Here is a 23617-nt window from a genome sequence, read left to right as displayed (position 1 = left end):
CTCCCAGCGGCAAAAAAGCCTGGCGTCGGAGATGTTTTAAACAAATTTTCAAAGAGCAGGCGATCAACTAACGAAATCGGATCGCAAAAAGTCAAAAATATATAGGAAGGCTGCGAGACAGCCTGTTTAGCCTTCCAGGGTAGTTACGATATATCCTTGAGCAGCCGCCGCAGCAGCACCCTTTCTTCAATGGTGAACTTCGAAAGAAGCTCATCATTGGCTGCCTGCCGCTCCTTCTGAAGTGTCTCCTTCATGCGATTGGCTTTTTCCGTCAAAAAAATCCGGATGGCGCGCCGGTCCCGGTCGTCGCTTCGTTTTTCTATCCAGCCGCCTTCGCTTATCCGTTCCAGGACTCCGGACAGCGTGGCCTTGTCAATGGCCAGGACGGCGCCCAGCTCCACGGCGGACAGGCCGTCAGCCAGCCACAATGCCTCCAGGATCACATACTGGATATTGGTAAGGCCATACGGCAGCAACCGCTTTTTCACCAGGGCGTGCCCTTTCTGGTAAGCCTTGGAAAGAAGAAAAATCATGCATTCCGGGGACTGACTGCCGTCCGTTATCATCAGTGAAGCCTTTTCTATTTAGTTAGCATACGAACAATATGAACCGCCTAAATCAGGTTGTCAATGGGAAAAAGGTTCATGGTTCAAGTTATAGGGTTCAAGGAGCAGGGGGAAGGGGTTGAGGCATTGAGAAGTTGAGAAGTTGCAAGAATCTCACAGGCCCAGCAGGCGGGCGACGTTGTCATGGAACACCACCGGAAGTAAGCAAACCGCAGTATTCCGGCCGGCGGCGGCCGGCTCGGTCTCTGCACGTTTCAGGCCCGGAAAACTGTTGACAGGGTCTTCCCCTTCTGATAGATAACCCCATCCTTTCATCAACGTGAAGGATAAGGACGGGGCACAAACGCCCTGGAAAGCGACCGGCATGAAACCCAGAAAGGTCAACAACGCTTCACTTGTTCTCACCTGAACACCCCCAACTTCTTTTTCCGGTTTCACTTTTCCTTATACGATAGATAATGCTATAATAAATAATGATTCACATCAAAAGGTTATAAAAGCTCCCGTGGAGGCGCAGGGTATAACGTTATGAAAAGAAAAAACGTCTTTATCAACATTTCGGTCGGTCTGGCATTTGCCGTTCTCACCTTCGGTTTCTGGGCGCTCACCAATCGTCCTTCCACGGAGCCGCCATGGCCCCCGTCGGTGGCTGGAATGTCTTTTTCGCCCATCCGCGTCAATCAGGACCCTTCGCTCAACATCTATCCCTCCGTGGCGGAAATCGAAGAGGATATCGCCCGGCTCCAGGGGCAGGTCCGTTCCTTACGAACATACGGCGTCGCCGGCACCCTGGGCGAGGTCCCCGCCCTGGCCAAGAAATACCGCATGACGGTGACCCTCGGTGCCTGGCTGACCGCCGACCCCGCCGACAATGAAAAAGAGATCAGCAAACTGATCGCCATCTGCAAAGCCAACAAAGACACGGTCAAACGGGTCATCGTCGGTAATGAAGCGCTTCTCCGGGGTGAGTTGACCGCCAGGGAGGTCTGCGTCTATCTGGATCAAGTCCGATCATCACTGAAAATTCCCGTCAGCACCGGCGAACCCTGGAACGTATGGATCGCCAATCCTATTCTGGCCAAGCATGTGGATTTCATTGCCGCCCATTTTCTGCCCTACTGGGAAGGCATCCACCTGGACGGCGCCATCGGCCATATTCAAGCGACCTATAAAATGCTGCAGGAGAAATTCCCCAGAAAGCCCATTCTGATGGCGGAAGTGGGCTGGCCCAGCAACGGCCGGACCCGCAAAAGCTCCGTGGCCTCGGAAGCCAACGAGGCTATTTTCCTGCGGCGATACCTGGCCGTGGCCCACGCCAATGATTATGATTATTATATAATGGAAGCCTTTGATCAACCCTGGAAAAAGGACTCGGAAGGATCGGTCGGGGCCTACTGGGGCGTTTTTGATGTTTTTCGGAACCAGAAGTTCGCCTTTACCGAGCCCGTGGTGCCCAAGCCCCACTGGCGATTGCTGGCCGGGGGTTCCATCCTGGTCGCCTTCCTGACCTTCCTGGTACTCCTGTTTGACAGTAACACCATCAAAGGCCGCGGTAAAAGCTTTCTGGCCGCCGTCGCTCACCTCTTCGGCATCAGCCTGGTCTGGATCGGATATGACTACGCCAATCAATATCTGACGCCGACTACGGTGATCGTCGGCATCGTCCTGGCCATCGGATTCTTCGGCATCAACCTGGTCATACTGATCGAGGCCCATGAATGGGTGGAAACTTCGTGGGTCAAGCGGCGCCGACGTTTTTTCAGCCAGGTGATCAAACCGCCGGGAACCAAACCCGGCCGCCTGCCCAAGGTGTCCATCCATGTGCCGGTTCACAATGAACCGCCCGATATGCTCAAGGGCACCTTAAACAGCCTGTCTCAACTCGACTACCCGAATTTTGAAGTCCTGATTATCGACAACAACACCAAGGACCCCGCCAAATGGCAGCCGGTGGCCGACTACTGCCAGGCCCTGGGAGAGCGGTTCCGGTTCTTCCATGTCGACCCCCTGCGGGGCTATAAAGCCGGAGCACTTAATTTCGCTCTGGCCAACATGACGCCGGACGCCGAGATCGTGGCGGTCATCGACAGCGACTACCAGGTGAGGCCCTCCTGGTTGATGGACCTGGTGCCCATCCTGGACGATCCGGGCATCGGCTTTGTCCAGGCGCCCCAGGATTACCGTGACGGCGACGAGAGCCTCTTCAAATCCATGTGCTATGCGGAGTACAGGGGCTTTTTCCACATCGGCATGGTGACCCGGAACGACCGTAACGCCATTATCGAGCACGGTACCATGACCATGATCCGGGCCTCGGTCATGAAGCGAATCGGTGGCTGGGCCGAATGGTGCATCACCGAAGACGCCGAACTGGGCCTGCGCATCATGGAACATGGTTTTCAAGGAGCCTATGTCGAGGAAAGCTACGGCAAGGGCCTGATCCCCGACACCTTCACCGACTATAAGCGGCAGCGGTACCGCTGGGCCTACGGCGCCATTCAGATTCTCAAGCGTCACCGTCGGGCCCTGTTTTCGAAAGAAAAGACCACCCATCTTTCCATCGGTCAGCGCTACCACTTCGTGGCCGGGTGGCTGCCCTGGATTTCCGACAGCCTGAACCTGTTCTACACCTTCGGGGCCATTCTCTGGTCTGTGTTAATGATGCTCGACCCCCGGCATGTGGATCCGCCACTGGCCATTTTCATGTTTCCGCCCCTGGCCCTGTTCTGTTTCAAAATCATGAAACTGACCTACCTGTACCGCACGCGGATCAAGTCCACGCGCCTGGAAACCTTCGCCGCCGCACTGGCCGGACTGGCCCTGTCTCATACCATTTCCAAGGCCATCCTGACAGGCATGTTCAGTTCGGAAATGCCCTTTTTCAGAACACCGAAGGGGGGAAACCGGCCGGCCCTGTTCAACGCCCTGTCGGCCGCCACCGAAGAGACCGGCATCGTCGTGCTGCTCTGGATGGTGTCCGCCGGCGTTATTCTGTGTCAACCGTATGAGAACACCAGCGCCAAGCTCTGGTCGATGGTGCTGCTGATCCAGTCGCTGCCGTACCTGGCAACCCTGATTGTATCACTGACCAACGCCCTGCCCATGCGAAAAGCAGGCAAACCCCTGTCCGCGCCGACCGGGCAAATCCCCCTCAAATCGGACACGTAAAAAAGGGTCAAGGGCCAGGGTCCAGGGTCCAAGGGGGCGAGGGGGCGAGGGGATGAACTTTTCAAATTGACATTTGCGTCCGTTACCGGCATATATTAATATATTCAAATAATTGAATTGTGTGTGATTGCCTTTTCCGGTTTCTGTTTTCCATCATATAGTGGGGGGTCCTGAAAACAGAAGCGGCGCGATCCAGACATCTAACCCTGAAAAAGACAGCGATGAACAGAAAACCCACTTACGCGGAACTGGAGCGGGAGATCAGCCTGTTGCGGCGGGAAGCCGCCCGCCATCAACAGGACGCCGAAACTCAGCGGGAACGCGAACAGCGTTATAAAACCATTCTGGAAAGGATCCAGGATGCCTATTACGAAGTTGACTTTAGAGGAAACTTCACCTTCTTCAACCCCCAGATGTGCGAGATGCTGGGCTATACCGAAGAAGAGATGATGGGCATGAACAACCGTCAATACCTGGACGAATTCAACGCCAAACTGGTCTACCAGACGTTTAATCAGGTGTTTCGGACCGAACAGCCGTCCAACGGGTTCGACTGGCGGCTGACGCGGAAAGACAAGTCGCAGATCTGGGTCAATGCCTCCATCACCCTGATCAAAAATCAAAAAGGCGAAAAAGTGGGATTCCGGGGAATCGTCCGGAACATCAGCCCCCAGAAGGAGCTGGAAACCGAACTGCACCGCAAAGCCTACTTCGACCCGCTGACCGGCCTGGCCAACCGTTCCCTGCTCAACGACCGCTTCGAAAAGGCCATTGCCAGGGCCTACCGCTATGGTTCCCTGCTGGCGGTTTATGTCATCGACATGAACCAGACCAAGGACATCAACGATACCATGGGGCACGCCGCCGGGGATGAACTGATCAAGGGCGTGGCCCGGCGCCTGGAGGAGTCGGTCCGGGAAAGCGATACCGTAGCGCGGACCGGCGGTGACGAATTCGTGGTTCTGGGGGAAGGCGTCAACCTGGAAAGAGGCGCCTGGGCGCTGGGGCAGAAAATCATCAACAACATTAAAAACAAGCCGTTTAATATCCTGGGAAGCGCCATTTTCCAGGAGGTCAGCGTGGGATTCAGCCTATACCCCCTGGACGCCCAGACCAAGGAGGAACTCCTGCGACAGGCGGACGTGGCCATGTATTACGCCAAGGAATCCCTGAGCATCAGGCCCCACCGCTACAGCGACCAGGACGACATGCTGTCCACCCGCTTCTCCATCGCCCAGGAGTTGCGCAAGGCCATCGAGGAAAATCAGTTCCTCATTTTCTACCAACCCCAGGTGAACCTGAAAACCCGCGAAGTCATCGGCATGGAAGCCCTGCTGCGCTGGAACCATCCGGAAAAAGGCCTCATCTCCCCGTCCGACTTCATCCCCGTGCTGGAACGCACCGGCCTGATCCGGACCGTGGGGCTGCGCGTGGAGCGAAGCGTCTGTGAACAGATCGCCGCCTGGCGCGAGGAAAGCCGGCCCATCAACCAGAAGACCATCAACTGCTGCATTTACGAATTGAACAATCCGGTCATGCTCGAGGAACTCATGGCGACCATCCGGGAATATGGAGTGGACTCCTCCATGATCGGCATCGAGATCACCGAACGGGTGGCCACCCGGCAGATCGAAGAGGTCCGCAAACTACTGCAGGCCCTGGCCGACGAAGGGATCACGATCCTGCTGGATGACTTCGGCACCGGCTATTCATCGTTGAGCCTGCTGCAGAATCTTCCCATCGATATCGTCAAAATCGACCAGTCCTTTGTTCATGCCATGTTAAAGGACCGGTACAGCGCCTCCCTGGTCAAAGCCATTATCACCATGTGCCATGAAACCGACCGGAAGGTCATGGCCGAGGGCATCGAAACCGAAGATCAGCTGAAGTTTCTGGTGGATCTGGGCTGTGATTACGGGCAGGGATTCCTGTTCGGCCGGCCGACCCCGCCGGAACACGTCTATGACATCTGACCGGCCCACCCGCTTTGACCAGCACCCCCTGATAACTCTGGCCGCCGTTATCCTTCTCGGCGTCCTGACCGGCAGCGCCGTCATTTTCTCCATTTATCGGATCGGGTTCGCCCCCGTGGAGGAAGAAGATATTCTGGACGCGGCGTTCACTTACCGGGAAGCGTCGCCGGTATTTCATCACGGCCTGTCAAAAAACCGCTCCATCGACGATGCGACCTGGGGACCGATAACCTACCGGCTGCGGACCAATTCCCTGGGATTCCGGGACGCCGCGATCCGCCGGGTTCCCCTGAAAAGCGACACGTATCGCATTCTTTTCATGGGCGACTCGTTTACCGAAGGCATCGGCGTCGATTATGAGAACACCTTTGTCGGCCTCATCGGCGACACCCTGCGCGACCGGCAGGTGGAAGTCTTGAACGCCGCCGCCGTTTCCTATTCTCCCGTCATCTACTGGCGCAAGACCAAATACCTGCTGGAAACCGTCGGCCTGAATGTCGATGAAGTGGTCGTGTTTCTTGACATTTCAGACGTCCGGGATGAAACCGAGTCCTACTACCTGGATGAAAAAGAAAATGTGCAGAGCCGTCTGTTTCCGGATAAGGAAACCCGAAAAAAAATTCTGGAGCGTATCCGGGAAGACCGGGTGGTCGACTCCTTGAGCCGTTACCTGAAAGTGTTGATGGATTTTTCCACCGGCCCGGTCTGGGAAACCGGCCGCTGGACCGTCGATCCGGACCTGCTGGATAAGCACGGCCGCCCGGGACTTGAAAGAATGACGCTTTACATGAACCGGCTCAAGACGCTGCTGGAAAGCCGCGGTATCAAATTGACGGTGGCGGTCTATCCCTGGCCCGTCCACGTCCGGGAAAACGACCGCAACTCCATTCAGGCGACATACTGGGGCGACTGGTGCCGGCGGCACGACGTTAAATTCATCAACTATTTTCCGATCTTCATCGGCCCGGACCCCGAGGAATCAAGAAGCATGATCGACCTGCTTTTTATCCCCGGCGATTCCCACTGGAGCGCCCTGGGCCATGAGCTTGTCGCCCGGGTTTTCTGCCAGCGGTTCCTGGAAAGGCCGGCATTTGCCGGATCCGCCCAGAACCCTGCGGATCAATAACGCCAGCTGATCCCGGACGATGGGCTTCATCGCACTATTTTCTTCACCCAGACATCACCCAGGTAAGGATAGAAGATCAGGGTGCGTCCCAGGTTGCCGCCGACATCGGTGGCGGTCACCGACAGGCCCAGTTCGCGGATAACGTTCAGGGCTGTTTCCACGTTGCGCCGCCCGATGGTGATCTCCATGTCGGACGATCTTCCTGAAAGACTCGTCAGCAACTGACCACCGCCGAAGACTTTTACTTCCAGCGTGTCTTTGCTGATCCCCAGGGACATCATCCGGTCAAATACATACCGGACGCTGGCATCCACAAACCGGCCATGCTGGCCCCGGGGAGCGACCGTTCCGGGCAGGGGATAAGGCAGCAGCGAATGGGTCATGCCGCCGATTTTCTGAACCGGACAATGCATGGTAACCGTAACGCATGAGCCCAGGACGGTGCGGACCAGGGCCGGTCCGGCGCCGGAAATATAGTATTCGCCCTGCTTGAGGAAAATGGCCGGTCCCGGCAGGTCACTCCTCTGGATCATCTGAACCGCGTTTCCGTTTCTCATATCAACAGTCCCATTCATGTTACTGATTAACCGTCTGCAGGCGCCGGATGCCAAAGGCAAACCCGTTGTTACGCAGGGTCTGCATGACCGTCTCTTTTGTAAACGGCTTGGTAATATACCCGTCAGCCCCGCAGTCATACTGGGCGATCAGGATGCGTGAGGGGTCCTGAAGGGTGGTCGCGATAATGATTTTTAACCGCCCGGCGCCGGTACGGCCCAGACTTATTTCAAAATCCCTGATTTCCTTGACGGCGGCCAGGCCGTCTTTTTCCGGCATAATGATATCCATAAAAATCAGGTCAAAACGGCCGCCTTCATTCAGTCGCTGCTTGACCCGGTCGACCGCTGCCTGCCCGTTGACGGCTTCTTCGCAGGCCGCCAGTGGAGAGAGAATGTCGATAAAGCTCTGGCGGATCGAACGGCTGTCATCGACGATAAGAATTTTTTTCATTCATAACCCTCCTGTCACCTGACTCAGGCGCAGATCGCCTGCCGGGAGGATTCCTCCTGGTGATTGATTTCCGTTATGGCGTTCAGTTCCTCCAGGGAGAACACCGCCCGCATATCCAGCAGCATCACGAAACGATCGCCCAGCTTGCCGATGCCATGAATAAACTGCCGGTTGATCTTTCCGCTCAGGCGGGGCGCGGCTTCGATCTGATCCGGCAGGATGTCGAGTACCTCCTGGACGTCGTCGACCAGGGCCCCCAGAATCGATGATTCTCCGTCGACGTTGAGATCGACGATAATGATGCAGGTCTGTATGGTGGGCGCGGTCGCGGGCAGGCTGAACTTGCGGCGCAGATCCATGACCGGGACCACCCGCCCCCGGACGTTGATGACCCCCCTCATAAAATCAACTGTCATGGGCACCCGCGTGATGGCGGTATACTCCAGGACTTCCCGGACCATGTGAATATTCAGACCGAACATCTCGCCGTCCAGATAAAAGGTCAGATAAGTATTGTTTGAATTGCCAATGTCTTTCATGTTGTGTCCTCCGTCCGGTCAAGGGGACGGGCGTTACCCGCCCCGGCCTGTTTAAAACCGTTCAAACTCATGATCAGCCGCGTCTTCGGCATTACCCGCCAGGAACACATGGGCGGCGTTGCCTTTGTCCAATGTCCTTTTTGGGGCAGTCAGACGGGAAGCGGCCGGCAACCGGCCCCGGATGCCGTCTTCAACAGCGCCGCCGGTAGAAACATGGCCCCGTGCAATGGACCGATGACCGGCCGCCAGCTTTCTGGCGCCGTTGCCGTTGACATTGAAAAAGCCCATGGTGCTCTGAAGCTGCTGGGCCTGGCTGGCCAGTTCCTGGGCCGTGGACGAGACCTCTTCGGCCGAGGAGGCGTTCTGCTGCACCACCTGATCAAGCTGTGCAAGGGCGGCGTTGATCTGGGTCGCTCCCGCGGTCTGCTCCTTGGAGGCGGCGCTGATTTCCTGAACCAGCTCGGCGGTCTTGCGGATATCGGGCACCATTCTCTCCAGCATTTTGCCGGCCTTTTCGGCAATATCCACGCTGGTAGAGGACAGCTCGCCGATCTCCTTGGCGGCCAGACCACTCCGCTCAGCCAGTTTCCGGACCTCGGCCGCCACCACGGCAAACCCTCTGCCGGCGTCACCGGCCCGGGCCGCTTCTATGGCCGCGTTTAAAGCCAGCAAGTTTGTCTGCCGGGCAATCTCCTCGATGATGGAGATCTTCTCGGCAATATTCTTCATGGCCCGGACCGTATCCTGTACCTGGCGACCCCCCTCTTCCGCGTCCAGGGCCGCCTGCCGGGCGATTTTCTCGGTCTCGGCGGCATTGTCCGCGTTCTGAGTAATGTTGGATCCCATCTGTTCCATGCTGGAGGTAACCTCTTCCAGGTTAGAGGCCTGCTCGGTTGACCCCTGGGACAGCTCCTCCGACGAAGAGCCCATCTCCTCGCTGCCGGAAGCCACGTTTTCGGCCGCCGCCTGGACTTCGGCCACCACCTCTTTGAGTTTAATCGCCATATTCTTCATGGCCGACATCATCTCTCCGGTTTCATCCCTGCTGTTCACCTGAATATCAACGGTCAGATCACCCTGGGATATCCGGTTGGCCACGGCCACCGATTCCCGCAGAGGGGCGGTAATCAGACGGGTGATCCAGTAGGCGATGGCAACGGCGACCAGAATGCCGATCATGCTGATGATGATGGCGTTACGGATGGTCGCCCTGCGGGTGTCGTCAAAAAGAACGTCCGACTCAACGGCTTCGGCTTCAAGAGAGGCGATCATTTTCTTGAGATCGTCATCCGCCGCGTCACGCACTGCGTCGATCCGGCCGTTGATATCCCGGATCCGCCGGACCAGGGAGTCCGCCTCCTCCCCTTCCGCCCGGTTCAAATTCTCAAGAACCGGCAGCATTTCACTTTCATAGACGGTCAGATATTCACCGTACCTGTTTTCAAACTTGCCGGCCTGCTCCTTTTCCTGATTCGTATCAGCCAGATCATGGATTTTCCTGATATCGTCCGCGGCCGTTTTTCTGACTTCCTGCCATTCGTTTTTCATCTCTTCCAGGTTGCGGTTAATGACGGAATTGCTAATGACGGTGTAAACACCGTCCAGATTTTCCATCGTATCCATGATCTGCTTTAAGTCTCTGGAACGCTGGGCGCCTTGATCCTGAAGAATCCCCAGAGCCGTCATCTTGTGGATCTGATAAAATGCCACCACGCCGAAGATGGCTACCACCACCAGAAACCCGATGGCCAGTTTTCTGCCGATTCTCATGTCTGAAAGTCTCATGAACTTTTCCTCCGATAAATGGGTTTTCCGTTCCCGTTCTCCTGCTTTATTTACCAAATGCGTGTTTTTGCTCTCTGATATCCGTGCGCAAGGCCTGCTCTATTATTGCCAGCAGATCGTCCTTTCTGATCGGTTTGGAAAGGTAGCCGAACACCTGATATCGCATGGCCTGAATAGCGGAATCTACCGTGGGCCAGGCGGAAACCAGAATGGTTTTGCAGGACGGCATGATCTCCCGCATGATCCTTGACAGGTGGAGTCCGTTCCGTCCGTTGGAGAGAACGCGGTCGATGATGGCGGCATCGAACCGTTCCTCTGCGACGATCAGTACCGCTTCGGCGATATCGGCGGCCTGACGGACCCGGTACCCGGCCTGGGTCAGATAGTGATTGAGTGTAAAACGCATGCCTTCTTCATCATCCACAACCAGAACGCTGCCTTTGTGCTCCTTGTTTATGCCCTGATCCATGTCATCATCTTCCAGGTGAGTTATCATTTCTATGTTCATTGCTGTTACCGTATATACCGTTTGAGCAACAACCGTGCCGGTTCCCAATAAAATTTCAACATATTGAATTATAATATCTTATTTGTTTTATGCGGGTGATTACGGGAGGAAAGGTGTGCCAACAGTCGGAGGTGTGCCGGCACACATGTGTGGCATGACACAGGGTAAGTTTTAAGTTTTAAGTGTTAAGTTTTAAGTGTTAAGTTTTAAGTTTTAAGTTTTAAGGTGCGGGGTGCAGAGAAAAAAGGGGGGGCCGGATCAGAGGAGCGTTACATCAGACGATGTTTTTCAAGTTTGCGGTAGAGGGTGCGGCGGGAGATGCCCAGCAGGCGGGCGGCCTTGGCCTTGTTTCCGCCGGCTTCAGACAGGGCCTCCCGGATTTTATCCGGAGAAATGTCTTCGGTATCGGCCGCCGGGAGGAGGCCGTCCTCATCCTGGAATTCAGGGGGAAGATGGGTGATGTCCAGAACCGGTACCCGGCAGAGGATGAAGGCATGTTCCAGAACATGCTTCAGCTGGCGTACGTTACCCGGCCAGTCGTAATTCATGAAAAGCGCCATGACTCCATCGGAGACCTGCGCCACCCGGCGGTCATACTTCCGGTTGAAATATTCCCTGAAATGATCCGTCAGCAACGGGATGTCCTCCCGACGGGAGCGCAGGGGCGGCATGCGAATCTCCAGTACCTTGATGCGATAATAAAGGTCTTCCCGGAACTCCCCGCGGGCGATGCGGGCCGGCAGATCCTGGTGGGTGGCTGAAATCAGGCGGACGTCGACGCTGATGGGCCGGGCGTCGCCCACCCGTTCGATCTCCTTTTCCTGGAGCACACGGAGTAGTTTCACCTGCACGCTTACGGGGATATCCCCTATCTCATCCAAAAACAGGGTACCGCCGTGGGCCAGTTCGAAGCGGCCTTTGCGGATGCGGTCGGCGCCGGTGAAGGCGCCCTTGACATGTCCGAACAGTTCGCTTTCCAGAAGGCTCTCCGAAAGGGCCGCACAGTTGACCCGGACCAGGGGACCGGCGGCGCGGCTGCCGCGCTTATGGATGGCGCCGGCCAGCATGTCTTTGCCGGTACCGCTTTCACCGGTGATCAGTACCGTGGCATCGGTGTCGGCCAAATCCTCCACCAGGTTGAAAATTTTCTGCATGGCCGCCGACCGGCCGATCATGCCTTCAAAACGGTTCCGTGCCTCCAACTCCCGCTCCAGATAGTGAAGCCGGGTCAGGTCCCGGATCACCAGCACGCCGCCGATGGCTCTGCCGCCCTCGTCCTTCAACGGCATGGTGTTGACCAGGGCGCTGCGCCTTTGGCCGTCCGGGCACTGAAAAACAACGGCCTGATCCTTCACGACCCGGCCTTGCTGAATGGTTGCGGCGATCATCTCTTTGCAGCGGTTCATGCCGTCGATGGCGATCTCATCGATGCGCCTGCCGATACAGCCGGATGTCTGCCCGCCGCAAAGAGATTCCATGGCTGAATTAATCGAAGCGATACGCCCCTCGCCGTCCACCGCGATAATGGCCTCGTCCACGCTGCGGAAAACCGCTTCCAGGTTTTGCTTGTAGCGCTCCTTCTCCTCGGCCATGCGTTTGTTTTCGATTTTCAGGGCAAAGAAATTCAAGGCGCTCCGGTACAGGCGCAGCAGGGTCTCCTTTTTCACCGGTTTGGGAACATAGTCAAAAGCCCCCTGGCGAACGGCCTCGGCCGCCGTTTCCACCTGGGGTTGTCCGGTAATGATGATGACGGGGCAATCCAGGCCCTGTTCGCGGATGCGGCGCAGCAGGTCGATCCCTTTAAAACCGCCGGGCAGAATGATATCCAGAAAAATCAGATCAAAGGGGCCGGTGTCCGCAAGCCGGGCCAGGGCCTCATGGAAATCGGCCGCCAGCACGACCCCGGCGCCTTCCTTTTCCAGAAAGGTTTTAAAGGTCAGCCGCAGGCCTTCCTCATCATCGACAATCAGAACGCGGGGCACGTCATCATCTCCAGCTTGTTTTGTTTTCATCCAAAACCGTTCGTTCGTCAATCTCCCTTACCGCCGTCCTCTTCCGCCTGCCCCGGCCGGATGACCCGGTCATATGTCGCCAGGGGCAGATCAATGATCACCCGGGTAAAAGCCCCTTCTTCGGATTTGATACCGATCTGGCCGCCGTTTTCCCTGACGATTCCATAACAGATGCTCAGCCCCAGGCCGGTGCCCTCGCCCTTGGGCTTGGTGGAGAAGAAAGGCTCGAACAGCTTGTCCAGATGACGGGAGGCTATGCCGCTGCCGTTATCCATTACCGTCGTCCGCATCCAGAAGCGGCCGTCGATTTCTTCGACCCCGGCTTTGATAAGAATGCGTTTGTCGCCGTCGGGGTCCGGGTATTTCGCGTTCAGGGCATGCCGGGCATTGCTGAAAAGGTTGACGAACACCTGCTGCATTTTATGGAAGGACGCCATGACCGGCGGCAGCCGGTCCGGCACCGTTACCGAAACGGCGATGCCGTCCTTGTCCAGCTGCTTGCGCATCAGCTCCAGGGAATCGGACACAATGGCGGCGATATCGCAGAACCCCGGCGCGTCATCGGACTCCCGTGCGAAGTTGAGCAGGTTGCGGACAATGGCGGCCACGCGGTCGGCCTCCTTGATGATGCGGTTGGGTATGGTCTGGGGATCCTGGGGAACGGGAGATTCATCGGCCAGGATCTGGGCGTAATTGATGATCACATTGATGGGGTTATTGATTTCGTGGGCCACGCCGGCGGCCAGTTCGCCCACCGAAGCCAGCCGGCTTTTATGAACGGTTTCCGCCTCCAGCAGTTTACGCTTTCTGATTTCAGCCGTCAGCGCCCGATTGGCCCCTTCCAGTTCAGCGGTCCGCGCCACGACCCGTTCTTCCAGCAGGTCATGGGATCGCTGCAGGGCCTGTTCCGCCTGGAGCCGTTGCAGGGCCAGGCTGAATACATCGGCCAGACGGTGGAGCGTCCGGATATCCCGGTCGGTGTAATCGCGATCGGCGTTGGCCAGGGCGATCTGCCCCATCAGCTGGCCTTCCAGGATGACCGGAACGGAAACGAACCGCTCAATCGGCAGGTGGCCGCCCGGTATGCCCATGGAGCGGGAATCACCGGCTGGCGAATTGGTCATCAGCGGTTCCTGATGCTGCAATACCCATCCCCAGAGGCCCTTGAAGTGTTCAAAGACATAGGTCTTGTCGGTAACCCGGCATTCCTCCCAGATATCATGACTCAGGGTGGTGCTGACCAGATGGCCGGAATCCCGGTCAATATGTCCCACGAACCCGTGCCGGCTTCCGGTCAGCGCCTTGGCGTAATGCAACGCCAGATCGGATGCGGACGAAATGGACTCGGCGGCCAGCAGGGCCGTGGCCAGTTCCGCCAGGGCGTTGCTGACGGTTTCGCTCTCCCGCAGGGCCTCCTCGGCCTGTTTTCTCCCGGTAATATCGTCGATGGCGACAATAACGAACGGTTCATGATCGATCTCGATGGGTTCGACATTGACCTTGAGCCAGCGCTGTTGGGCAAGCTCATTGATGACCAGGGTCAGAAGGATTTCCGCTCCGTGGATGCTCTGCCCTCCCGCCAGTACGCTTTCCAGTCCGGACCGCAGCGGGCAGGCCGGACAGGAGCTGCCGAAACCGCATCCGCCCGGGTTCTCGAAACTGTGGGTGCAGCCCAGCCCGCCGCCGCCCCGGCGGCCGATCAATTCCGAGGGAGCCCGGGCCACCAGATCAGCGGCCGTCTGGTTGGCATAGCGGATAATGGTATTGGCATCCAGCAGCAGAAGCCCCACGGGCGCGGCCGCGAAAATTTTCAGGAAATTTTTCCGTTCTCTCCGGATGCGTTCCGCGGCCTGCCGGCGTTCGGTGATGTCCACGCTGTATTCAATAATCCGTGAAAGTCTGCCGCTGTCGTCAAAAACAGGATAGGCATGGATCTCAACGTATTGAGGCCGGCCCTGGGGCGTGAAGTGGATGTGTTCCACGGTGACGGGCTTTTTCGTCCGCCGGATTTCATCAAGCGGACAGGGATCGGTGGTCCCGGTGCAGGGGGACTCCGACAGGTGAGAAACGGCATGGCATTTCCGGCCGACGACCTGATTCCCCCCATAGATCTCGTTGGCGATCTCGATGGTATAATCGTCGGCATTGATTACGGCAACCGGGCTGGTGATGGCCTTGACCAGGGTTTTTAAAAACGCCTCGCTCTTCCGCAACGCCTCTTCGGACCGCTTGCGGTCGCCGATATCCCTCAGGAATGAGACCAGTCGCCCGCCGTCAACCCGGCGATACTGAACGCTGACTTCCACCTCCAGAGCAGTGCCGTCTTTGCGACGATGGCGGGTTTCAAAACGCTCCTGCCCCCGCATGATCAGCCGGGAGATGTGGCGGTTGACGTCATCCTTTGTTTCCGCTGCCTCCAGATCGGCAATCCGCATGGTCAGCAGTTCCCTGCGGGTGTATCCGCTCATGCGGCAGTAAGTTTCATTGACCTCCAGCAGCCGGCCCTCCATGTCGGTTATCCAGAACCCGTCCATGGCGGTCTGCAGGACTCCCCGGAGCTGGCTCTCCGAGTCCTTAAGCCTTTCCTGGGCATCCCGCTTTTCGGTTTCAGCCCGATTGATCTGCCTGGCTCTTTCGAGGACGGTTTTCATTTCGGCTATTGCCAGCGGTTTGACCAGGTAACCGATGGGCATGGCCTGACCGGCGCGGCGGATGGTATCGTCATCCACATGGTCGGTAACAAAAATAACGGGGAGATTGAGCTCCCGCCGGAGAATACCCGCCGTCTCGACACCGTCAATGGGGCCTTTTAAGCGGACATCCATCAGCACAACGTCCGGTTTTTCCAGGGCGGCCCGGGCCACTGCCTGATGCCCGTCGCTCTGCAGGGAGGTGACAACATACCCCACCTCCTCCAGAGACGTTTTCATCTGATGGGCGATGATACGCTCATCCTCGACAATCATTATTTTAAATGGAGTCATAAATACGGCGATGAGTTGAATTCGGAATAAAAAGACGGCCAAAAAGCAAAAACCGCTGGCCCTGACGGATCAGAGGTCGTCGACCTGGATGACGTTACGGACGATTTTCTTGATCAGCACATCGCCCCGGTGGGGGTAAAAAATCAGCTTGCGGCCCCAGTTGCCGCCGACATCGGTGGCCGTTACATGCAGATCGAGTTCCCCGATCACTTTCAGGGCCGTTGCCACATTGCGGCGGCCGATACTGATTTCAATTCCGGATGAGGTTCCCGTGAGCCGGGTCAGCAACTGCCCGCCGCCGAACACCTTGATTTCCAAAGTATCCTTCCTGGCGCCCATGTCCAGCAGCCGTTCCAGCACATGCCTGACGCTGAGATTCACAAAACGTCCGATATGGTCGGCGGGGGTGGTCGCGCCGGGCACCGGAAACGGGAGCAGCGAATGGGTGATGCCGCCGATCTTCAGTTCCGGGCAATGCATGGTCACCGCCACGCTGGAGCCGAGTATCGTCCGGATCAGCATCGGCCCTTTGTCGGAGATATGGTACTCCCCCTGTTTCAAAAACAGGACCGGCAGGTCCGCATCGACTGACGGCGGTGTCCGGGTTCCATTGTTTTTTTTCATATAAAGCCACCTGATGATTTGTCAAAACCATAATCACATCAAAACCAAAAAGTCAACGACATATCCCCGCTCCCGGGAACAGCCCTTGAGTTCCCCCCTCATCCTACCCCCTTGCTCTTGTACCCTGAACCCTGCACCTTGAACCTCGCACCAAAATTCTAATTTTTAGAGATATCCTTAACACTTAAAACTTAACACTTAAAACTTAAAACTTAACACTTAAACCTCCGGCGCAGCCGGCAACATTGCAACGTAAACATCCACTTTGACTTTAACTGTCCGTTCGGCTATAAAATTTTTTACTATTAAACCCCAATATAAAAAGGAAGCATCATGGAGCCGCATTCACCCAACATCATTGCCAACGCCCTGGGCTGTCATGCCCTTCACAACGCCGCCGGCGAATCGATCGTTTACGGCGACCGGCGGATCACCTGGAAAACCCTGGCCGGCCGCGTGTTTCAACTGGCCGACGCCATAATCAAAAAAGGCCTCCGCAAAAACGACAAGGTCGCCTTTATGTTTTATAACTGTCCGGAATTCATCGAGATCAACTTCGCCATCCAGGCGGCGGGCGCTATTCCCGTACCCATGAACTACCGTTTCGTGGCCAAGGAAATCGAATACCAGCTTAACCACTGTGACGCCCGGATGTTCATTTACGACGCGGTCTTCCGGGAAGCCGTGGCCGAAGCCGCTCCCCGGCTGACCGGCATCGAAACCTTTGTCTGCCTGGGCGCCCCCGGTGAAAAGGACGGACCGGATTACGAGTCCTTCCTGGCCTCCGGCCGGAGCGAAGATCCGAAGGTGCCCACCTCCTGGGATGATATCGCGGTCATGATTTACACCGGCGGCACCACCGGCTTTCCCAAGGGCGTCATGCTGACCTACGGCGGTCACCTGGACATGTTCTGCCATCTGTTCGCCTCCATCCTCACCCGGGCGGCCACCGTGGATTTAAGCCAGGAACAGCTTCATGCCTTGAGCAAAATGGTTTCCCTGCCCGGTGTCGGCATGCTGTCCGGCCTGGCGCGCACCAAACTGGCCAGAAAAATTCTAAGCAGCAAAAAGACCTACCACACCGTGGAAAAGGCCGTCCGCTATCTGCTCTCCCACCCCCAGGCGGCCCGCATCGGTTACAAGAACACCATCCGTCTGATGACCCCCTCCATGCCCTATTTCCACGACGCCTCCTATCAGACCCTGATTCTCGGCGCCCTGACCGGCAACGCCTGCGCCATTATCGTGCCGGGCAGCAAATTCGATCCGGAAAAAATACTCCAGACCGTGGAAAAGGAAAAGCCGGCCTTCATGGCCAACGTGCCCACGGGCTGGAAAAAAATCGTCTCCTTTCCGGACATCAAAAAATATGACGCCAGTTCCCTGATGGCCGCGGCCACCGGCGCCGGCGCCTGCTCGGCCGACCTGAAACGAAAAATGTTCGAAAAATTTCCCGGCATCATCATCCTGGACATGTTCGGCCAGACGGAGATGACGCCCATCACCTCCTTCCGCATTGATACCAGTCCGGCAACCGTCAAGGAACGCTCCGTGGGCCAGACCATTCTTGACGTCCGCATCGTCGACGAGGCCGGCCGGGACGTGCCCCGGGGGGAAATCGGCGAGATCATGTACAAATCCGACTGGATCATGAAGGGCTACTACAAGGACGAAGAAAAAACCAGTGAAGCCATGAAGGACGGCTGGTTCAAGGGCGGCGACCTGGGGTACTTCGACGCCGACGGCGAGGTCCGGCTGGTGGACCGCAAAAAAGAGTGCATCAACACCGGCGGCGAAAAGGTCTTCCCCCTGGAAGTGGAAGAAGTGCTGCACGCCCACCCGGATGTCCAGGATGTTTGCATCATCGGCGTGCCGGACGAGGAATGGGGCAGCACGGTCCGGGCGGTGGTTCAGCCGGTGCCGGGAAAAAATCCGGACCCGGCGGCCATCATTGAATTCTGCCGGGGAAAACTGGCCGGGTTCAAGATTCCCAAATCCGTGGTCTTCGTGGAGGAACTGCCGCTGTCGCCGGTGGGCAAGGTCCTGCGGGCCAAGATCCGGGAGAATTACGGACAGCCGGGGTAGCGGTAAGGGTGCGGGGAAACCGCCAGGCTGAAGAACACGCCGCCGTCCTCGAACATCAGCCCCTTGCCGGTCATCAGGTCCAGAAACGATTGCAGCCGCTCGGCCGGCAGGGGTGAAAACCGCACCCGGATCTCTTCAAAATTTCGGGGGCGCTCGCAGAAAAGATAAATCTCGCGGGAAGTTCCTTCCAGCCGGTGATTGACGGGTTCCCCGCCGACCCGGCGCTCTCTTAAAATCAGAAAGGACCGGCCGTCGTGCTGCGTCAGGATGGGGCCGCTCCCGGCCCCGGCATGAAGCCGGGCATAGTCCCGTTGCCACTGTTCAACCGCCCTGACCACCGGTTGCCAGAGCCGGCGCTGGGCCATCTTGCCGCCGCGATAATCCTGGATCATCAGCCGCGTGCGCCGGCAGATATCTTCGGGAAACAGTTCCTTATAATAAGGATGGTTATAAACGGCCGTCAGGCCGTATGCTGCCGGGTTGTCCCGGACCGGACTGTGCATGCCCAGCCAGAAGCGGACAATGTGCAGGGGACGGAAAAACCGGGCAAAGGAAATGACCCGCAGGGTTTCAGTCACATCGCCCTCATCGCTGCCTGGAAAGCACACCATCAGGTTGGCCGCGTTCTTTATCCCCAGGGCTTCGCAGTTTTTCATGATGGCCAGGTTGTCCATGGCCGTGGTGCCCTTGTTCATTTTGCGCAGAAGCCGTGAACTTAAGGATTCGATGCCGATCTGCGCTTCGGCCCCGCCGGCGGACCGGAAGGCTTCCAGGGTTGGGCGATCGGTTGACGCCCGCAGTTCGGCAAAAAGCTGCAAGTCCCTGCCCCGGGCCGCCAGAACGGCAAAGATGTCCCGGCTTGTTTTCGGCGGCAGCGCATTGTCCATGCAGACAATCGCCAGGATCCGGTGTGTTTCCACCAGTTGTTCGACTTCGTCGGCCACCTGATCCGGGGATTTGGCGCGGTATCCCCGCCACTGGGAATTCAGGTTGCAGAAGGCGCAACCCTGTTTCCGGTCCCGGGGGCCGGCACCATTTCCGGCGCCCTGCCACCAGCACCCCCGGGACATTTCCATCGGCAGCATCGGGAAAAACCGCCTTTGCCCCGGAAAGCCGGCCAGGGCTTGAAAATAATCGGTATAATCCGGCACGGGCAGACCGGCAAGATCCGGCAGTTGGCCGAAGGAAACCGTCTCCCTGGCATGGCCGTCACCGCGCCGGACAATGCCCGGCCCGGGCGGGATGTCATGGCATTGGCCGCCGGCCCGCAGATGGCCGACCAGCCGGGTCAGGGGCTCCTCCCCCTCGCCGGCCACGATCAAATCGATTTCCGGAAAGACCTCCAGAAGATCAGCGGCAGCGTTTCCGCCGACAATCGATCCGCCGGCAATCAGCGGTAACTGAGGCGCCCGGCGCCGGACTCGCCGCATCAGGTAGAGCGAGGCCGTCAACTGGCACAGACACACGGAAAAGCCCGCCAGATCCAGGGCGGCCCAGTCGGTTTGGCGGATAAAGAGATCGGTCACGGTCTTGACGCGCCGGACCAGAGCGGAAAAATCCAGTCCGGCCGAAATCCCGGATCTTCTTGCCAGGCTGTCGAAAAAACGGCCGATGGGTTCCGCCCGTTCCGGATACAGCAGCGCGGCATAAACGCTTTCGGCCAGCCAGGTTTCCCGGGACACGGCCAGGTAGGTAGAATATCCGACAGCTTCGGCCAGAGTCAGATAAAAATGAGAAGCGGACACGGATATGTCCGGAAAAGCCTGCCGCAGATATGCTTTTAAAGCGCCCAGCTGAATGGACGGCCGGCTGAACAGCGGCCAGGGAGCGGAAACCAGAGCGACCCGGCCTTTAAAATCACGCCCTTTACGGTTGATCGCCAAGGCCGGTCCCAGCTCCCGTTTGATTGATTTTCGACAGAAGCGCCGCCAGGCGCCTGGAAATCATGCCGTCACCCGGACGCAGCGACAGGACCGCCCGGTACTGATCGACGGCTTCCTCCAGCCGGCCGGTGATTGCCAGGGCCTCGGCCAGGTGAACGTGATACAGGGCGTTTTGAGGTTCCAGCACCACCGCCTTCCGGAAATACTCGATGCCGTCAGCCAGGCGCCCCTGCCGGATAAAGGCCAGCCCCAGGTTATCAATGGTCATAGCCTGATGCGGCTGAAGACGCAGGGCGGCCTCAAAGGCGACGACCGCTTCGTCCAGTTTTCCCTGCTCCCCCAGAATGGCGCCGATGTTGTTGTGGGCTAACGGCTGGTCCGGTTTAAGGGCCAGGGCCCGGCGATAATGATCCAGGGCCTCATCCAGCCGGCCGGTTTCCTTCAAGGCGTTGGCCAGGTTGTTATGCGCCCAGGCCAGATCGGGAGAATGCCGGACGGCGCTTTCAAACAGAGAAACCGAATCGCGCCACTCAAGGTTGCGTTGAACGGTGTGTGTCCCGTAAACTGCACAAATGATGCCGGCCGTCACCCACGACAGACGGAAGGCCATGGCCTCACTGATCCCGGTTCGCTTTATCAGCGCCGGGATCCGGCTGAAAATCAGGCCCAGCACCAGACAAAAGCCAAAAGAAAGAATGTACAACCGCTGCTCGGCAATGGGCCGGAGTTCCAGGACAAGAATATTGGCGACCGGCAGAAGGGTGATCAGGACCCAGGCCAGACCGAAAAACATTGACCGCTGAGCGGAGAATGTCCGGACCATAACCAGCAGCAGGGCCGCCAGGGTGGCCAGGGTCAGTAAAACGGCGGGGTCCAACAGGGTTCGCGGCGGGTGAAACAGGTGGGCGATGGAAAGCGGCGCCGGCCAGACCAGCTTGTCCAGGTACCAGCCCAGGGTGGCCAGGATGGTCCAGATATGACGACGGCTGCCGGGGTCAAATCCGGTGGTGTCCGAACCGGCGGCAATCAGAAAATCTTTCTGTAACCAGAACCAGATCAGGGCCAGACCGAAAAACGGAATCAGACCGGCAAATCGCCGGCCGGCCGGCCGTTCCCCGGGAAAACAGACCACGTAAAGAGCCAGGATCAGCGGCAGGGTCGCCGCCATGGGCTTGGACCCCAGAGCCCCCATAAAGCCGAGCAGCGAGGCGCAATAAAAAAGGATGGCGTTGGTTTTGCCGGTACGGGAACGATGCAAAAGGTACAACAGAAAGGCGGCCTGATAAAAAGCAAAGGCCAGCAGATCCGAGCGGTTCTTGATGTAGGCCACCGATTCCACATGGACGGGATGGAGCGCGAAAAAAAGGGCGGCCAGGAAAGCCGGACTCAAGAAGCCCTTTTGTCCGGCGTCTTCCCCGCGGGGCTCCCCGCGGCCGGTCGCCGTCAGCATCAGCGCCAGAAAATACGCCAGAACGACGTTGACGACGTGCAACAGCATATTGGTCAGGTGGAAGCCTATGGGTTGAAGACCCCCGAGGCGGTAGTCTACGGCAAAGCTGGTTTCTCTGATGGGACGGAAGCCGGTGTCGGGCGAGGAGGAACGGTCTTCCCGCCAGTGCCGGGCGGTAAAAAAAAGCGGGATGTTCCGGAGACTCCGGATGTGCGGGTTGTCGGACACCACCTGCGTGTCTTCCCAGACGAAATCATTGGCCAGGGTGTTGGCAAAAACAGCCAGGCAAATGGCGATCAGGACAGACAGGTGAATCAACCGGCGGTGGTTTGGAATAATTCTCATCGTTCCCGATACCGACCTGCGTAGAGAAAATCTTCAGGTTTCCTTCAGGGCGATCGGCGGGTCGCCCCTACCGGGTAATCGCAACCACGCCAGTGCCGTTGCAGGGGCAGGCGCGCCTTGCCCCTACCCCTCGATCTTCCAGGAAGTCGTCCCGTCCGGCCGGTCTTCCAGCACGACCTTCAAATCCGTGAGCTGGGCCCGGATGCGGTCGGCTTCGGCGAAATTTTTCGTCTTTCTGGCCTGGCGCCGGGCTTCGATCAGTCGCTCGATCTCGGCCGGGTCAACCGCCCCCTGGGCTGCGGCCGCGGCTTTCTTCTTCTGGAAATAGTCGCGAGGGTCGTCGTTCAATATGCCCAGGATTTTCCCCATGCTGCGAATGTCGCCGACTGCGGCCGCGATCAGCTCCGGAGCCGCCTTACCCGCTTCGGCCTCGTCCAGGAGGCGGTTAAGGGCCCGGGCGGCGTCAAACAAAGTTCCGATCCCCCGGGCGGTATTAAAATCGTCGTCCATGGCCCGGCAGAACTCCTGCCAGTGGGTTCCGGGACCGGCGGCCGCAAGGCCCGGATACCGCTCGTCCGGCCGCTGCAGGGCCAGATAAAGCTTATCCAGGCCGGCGGCGGCATCGCGCATGGATTCCTCGGAAAAATCCACCGGGCTGCGGTAGTGGCTGGACAGGAGAAAGAGCCGGATCACCTCCGGGGCAAAGGCGTCGGTCATCTCCCTGACCGTGAGAAAATTGTTCAGGGACTTGGACATCTTTTCCTGGTTGATGCGTACAAACCCGTTGTGCATCCAGACCCGGGCAAAGGGCTTGCCGAAGGCGGCCTCGGACTGGGCAATCTCGTTCTCGTGATGGGGAAAAATAAGGTCCTGGCCGCCGCCGTGGATGTCGAAGGTTTCGCCGAGCAGCTCGGCGCTCATGGCCGAGCACTCGATGTGCCAGCCCGGCCGGCCCTTTCCCCAGGGGCTGTCCCAGGAGGGTTCGCCGGGTTTTTCCGCCTTCCAGAGCACGAAATCAAAGGGATTCTTCTTGCGCTCGTCCACCTCGATGCGGGCGCCGGCCATCATGTCGGAAAGTTTCCGGCCTGAGAGTTTGCCGTAACCGGGAAAAGAATCGACCGCGAAGAAAACATCGCCGCCGGCCGCGTAGGCCGAACCCTTATCCACCAAACGCTGAATCACCCGGATGATGGCCGGAATATACTCGGTGGCCCGGGGCTCTTGAGTGGCCCGTTCAACGTAGAGGGCGTCCATGTCCCGGTAGAATTCATCGATGTATTTTTCGGACACCTCGGTACAGGTAAGGCAGTCTTCGGCGGCCCGTTTGATGATTTTGTCGTCCACGTCGGTAAAGTTCCGGACATAGGTGACGTCCAGGCCGCCGGCGCGGAAATAGCGCGCCACCACGTCAAAGACAATCACCGAGCGGGCGTGGCCGATGTGGCTCGGGCCGTAAACCGTGGGCCCGCAGACATACATCATGACCCGCCCGGGATTCAGCGGTTGAAAGGGCTCTTTTTCCCGGGTCAGGGTGTTATAGATCTGAATGGTCATTTTCATA

17 protein-coding genes are annotated in these 23617 nt (G+C 57.9%); 4 read left to right on the top strand and 13 right to left on the bottom strand.

Annotated features, from left to right (window positions below; genetic code table 11):
• Positions 1-143: 143 nt before the first annotated feature.
• Both AB1724_19695 and AB1724_19690 read right to left on the bottom strand, forming a co-directional pair.
• On the bottom strand, positions 144-566 hold the full coding sequence (locus AB1724_19695) for a MarR family transcriptional regulator (protein MEW6080041.1): 423 nt from the start codon (positions 564-566) through the stop codon (positions 144-146).
• Between the two features lie 153 nt (positions 567-719).
• Positions 720-1004: a hypothetical protein gene (locus AB1724_19690; protein ID MEW6080040.1), complete on the bottom strand. Its 285-nt coding sequence runs from the start codon at positions 1002-1004 to the stop codon at positions 720-722.
• 90 nt (positions 1005-1094) lie between these two features.
• Here AB1724_19690 and AB1724_19685 point away from each other — a divergent pair, with 90 nt between their 5' ends.
• The 3 genes from AB1724_19685 to AB1724_19675 all read left to right on the top strand — a co-directional run bounded on the left by AB1724_19685 (position 1095) and on the right by AB1724_19675 (position 6833).
• Positions 1095-3734, top strand: coding sequence for a glycosyltransferase (locus AB1724_19685; protein ID MEW6080039.1), 2640 nt, complete (start codon positions 1095-1097; stop codon positions 3732-3734).
• A gap of 221 nt (positions 3735-3955) precedes the next feature.
• Positions 3956-5707: an EAL domain-containing protein gene (locus tag AB1724_19680; GenBank protein MEW6080038.1), complete on the top strand. Its 1752-nt coding sequence runs from the start codon at positions 3956-3958 to the stop codon at positions 5705-5707.
• Positions 5697-6833, top strand: a complete 1137-nt coding sequence (locus AB1724_19675; protein MEW6080037.1) for a hypothetical protein — start codon at positions 5697-5699, stop codon at positions 6831-6833. Before AB1724_19680 ends, AB1724_19675 begins: the two co-directional genes overlap by 11 nt.
• 26 nt (positions 6834-6859) lie before the next feature.
• On the opposite strand, the gene AB1724_19670 is transcribed toward AB1724_19675, so the two are convergent.
• From AB1724_19670 to AB1724_19635, 8 genes are all read right to left on the bottom strand, one after another.
• Positions 6860-7390 carry a chemotaxis protein CheD gene (locus tag AB1724_19670; protein MEW6080036.1) on the bottom strand — a complete coding sequence of 177 codons (531 nt, stop codon included), beginning with the start codon at positions 7388-7390 and terminating at the stop codon, positions 6860-6862.
• A gap of 19 nt (positions 7391-7409) precedes the next feature.
• A complete protein-coding gene (locus tag AB1724_19665; GenBank protein ID MEW6080035.1) occupies positions 7410-7841 on the bottom strand; it encodes a response regulator in 432 nt (143 codons plus the stop codon).
• A gap of 23 nt (positions 7842-7864) precedes the next feature.
• Positions 7865-8380, bottom strand: a complete 516-nt coding sequence (locus tag AB1724_19660) for a chemotaxis protein CheW (GenBank protein MEW6080034.1) — start codon at positions 8378-8380, stop codon at positions 7865-7867.
• 51 nt (positions 8381-8431) lie between these two features.
• Positions 8432-10165 carry a methyl-accepting chemotaxis protein gene (locus AB1724_19655; GenBank protein ID MEW6080033.1) on the bottom strand — a complete coding sequence of 578 codons (1734 nt, stop codon included), beginning with the start codon at positions 10163-10165 and terminating at the stop codon, positions 8432-8434.
• Positions 10166-10211: 46 nt separating this feature from the next.
• Complete coding sequence (locus tag AB1724_19650) at positions 10212-10673, bottom strand: response regulator (GenBank protein MEW6080032.1); 462 nt, start codon at positions 10671-10673, stop codon at positions 10212-10214.
• A 269-nt stretch (positions 10674-10942) separates the two neighbouring features.
• On the bottom strand, positions 10943-12685 hold the full coding sequence (locus AB1724_19645) for a sigma 54-interacting transcriptional regulator (protein MEW6080031.1): 1743 nt from the start codon (positions 12683-12685) through the stop codon (positions 10943-10945).
• Between the two features lie 17 nt (positions 12686-12702).
• Positions 12703-15669 carry a PAS domain S-box protein gene (locus AB1724_19640; GenBank protein ID MEW6080030.1) on the bottom strand — a complete coding sequence of 989 codons (2967 nt, stop codon included), beginning with the start codon at positions 15667-15669 and terminating at the stop codon, positions 12703-12705.
• Between the two features lie 69 nt (positions 15670-15738).
• The gene (locus AB1724_19635; GenBank protein ID MEW6080029.1) at positions 15739-16293 is read right to left on the bottom strand and encodes a chemotaxis protein CheD; all 555 of its coding nucleotides are present in this window, start codon (positions 16291-16293) and stop codon (positions 15739-15741) included.
• 333 nt (positions 16294-16626) lie between these two features.
• On the opposite strand from AB1724_19635, the gene AB1724_19630 reads away from it, so the two are divergent.
• Positions 16627-18378 (top strand): AMP-binding protein, encoded by a 1752-nt coding sequence (locus tag AB1724_19630; GenBank protein MEW6080028.1) that lies wholly within the window; start codon positions 16627-16629, stop codon positions 18376-18378.
• On the opposite strand, the gene AB1724_19625 is transcribed toward AB1724_19630, so the two are convergent.
• From AB1724_19625 to cysS, 3 genes are all read right to left on the bottom strand, one after another.
• Entirely contained in the window at positions 18360-20261 is a 1902-nt protein-coding gene (locus AB1724_19625; GenBank protein ID MEW6080027.1) for a RiPP maturation radical SAM C-methyltransferase, read from the bottom strand. The genes AB1724_19630 and AB1724_19625 overlap by 19 nt on opposite strands.
• Complete coding sequence (locus tag AB1724_19620) at positions 20245-22056, bottom strand: tetratricopeptide repeat protein (protein MEW6080026.1); 1812 nt, start codon at positions 22054-22056, stop codon at positions 20245-20247. Before AB1724_19620 ends, AB1724_19625 begins: the two co-directional genes overlap by 17 nt.
• A gap of 123 nt (positions 22057-22179) precedes the next feature.
• On the bottom strand, positions 22180-23610 hold the full coding sequence (cysS, locus tag AB1724_19615; GenBank protein MEW6080025.1) for a cysteine--tRNA ligase: 1431 nt from the start codon (positions 23608-23610) through the stop codon (positions 22180-22182).
• Positions 23611-23617: the final 7 nt, after the last annotated feature.

It is taken from the genome of Thermodesulfobacteriota bacterium (assembly GCA_040753795.1).
Taxonomy (GTDB): domain Bacteria; phylum Desulfobacterota; class Desulfobacteria; order Desulfobacterales; family Desulfosudaceae; genus JBFMDX01.
The sequence above is the reverse complement of the archived record's forward strand: the minus strand, read 5'-3'. Positions and strand labels throughout refer to the sequence as shown.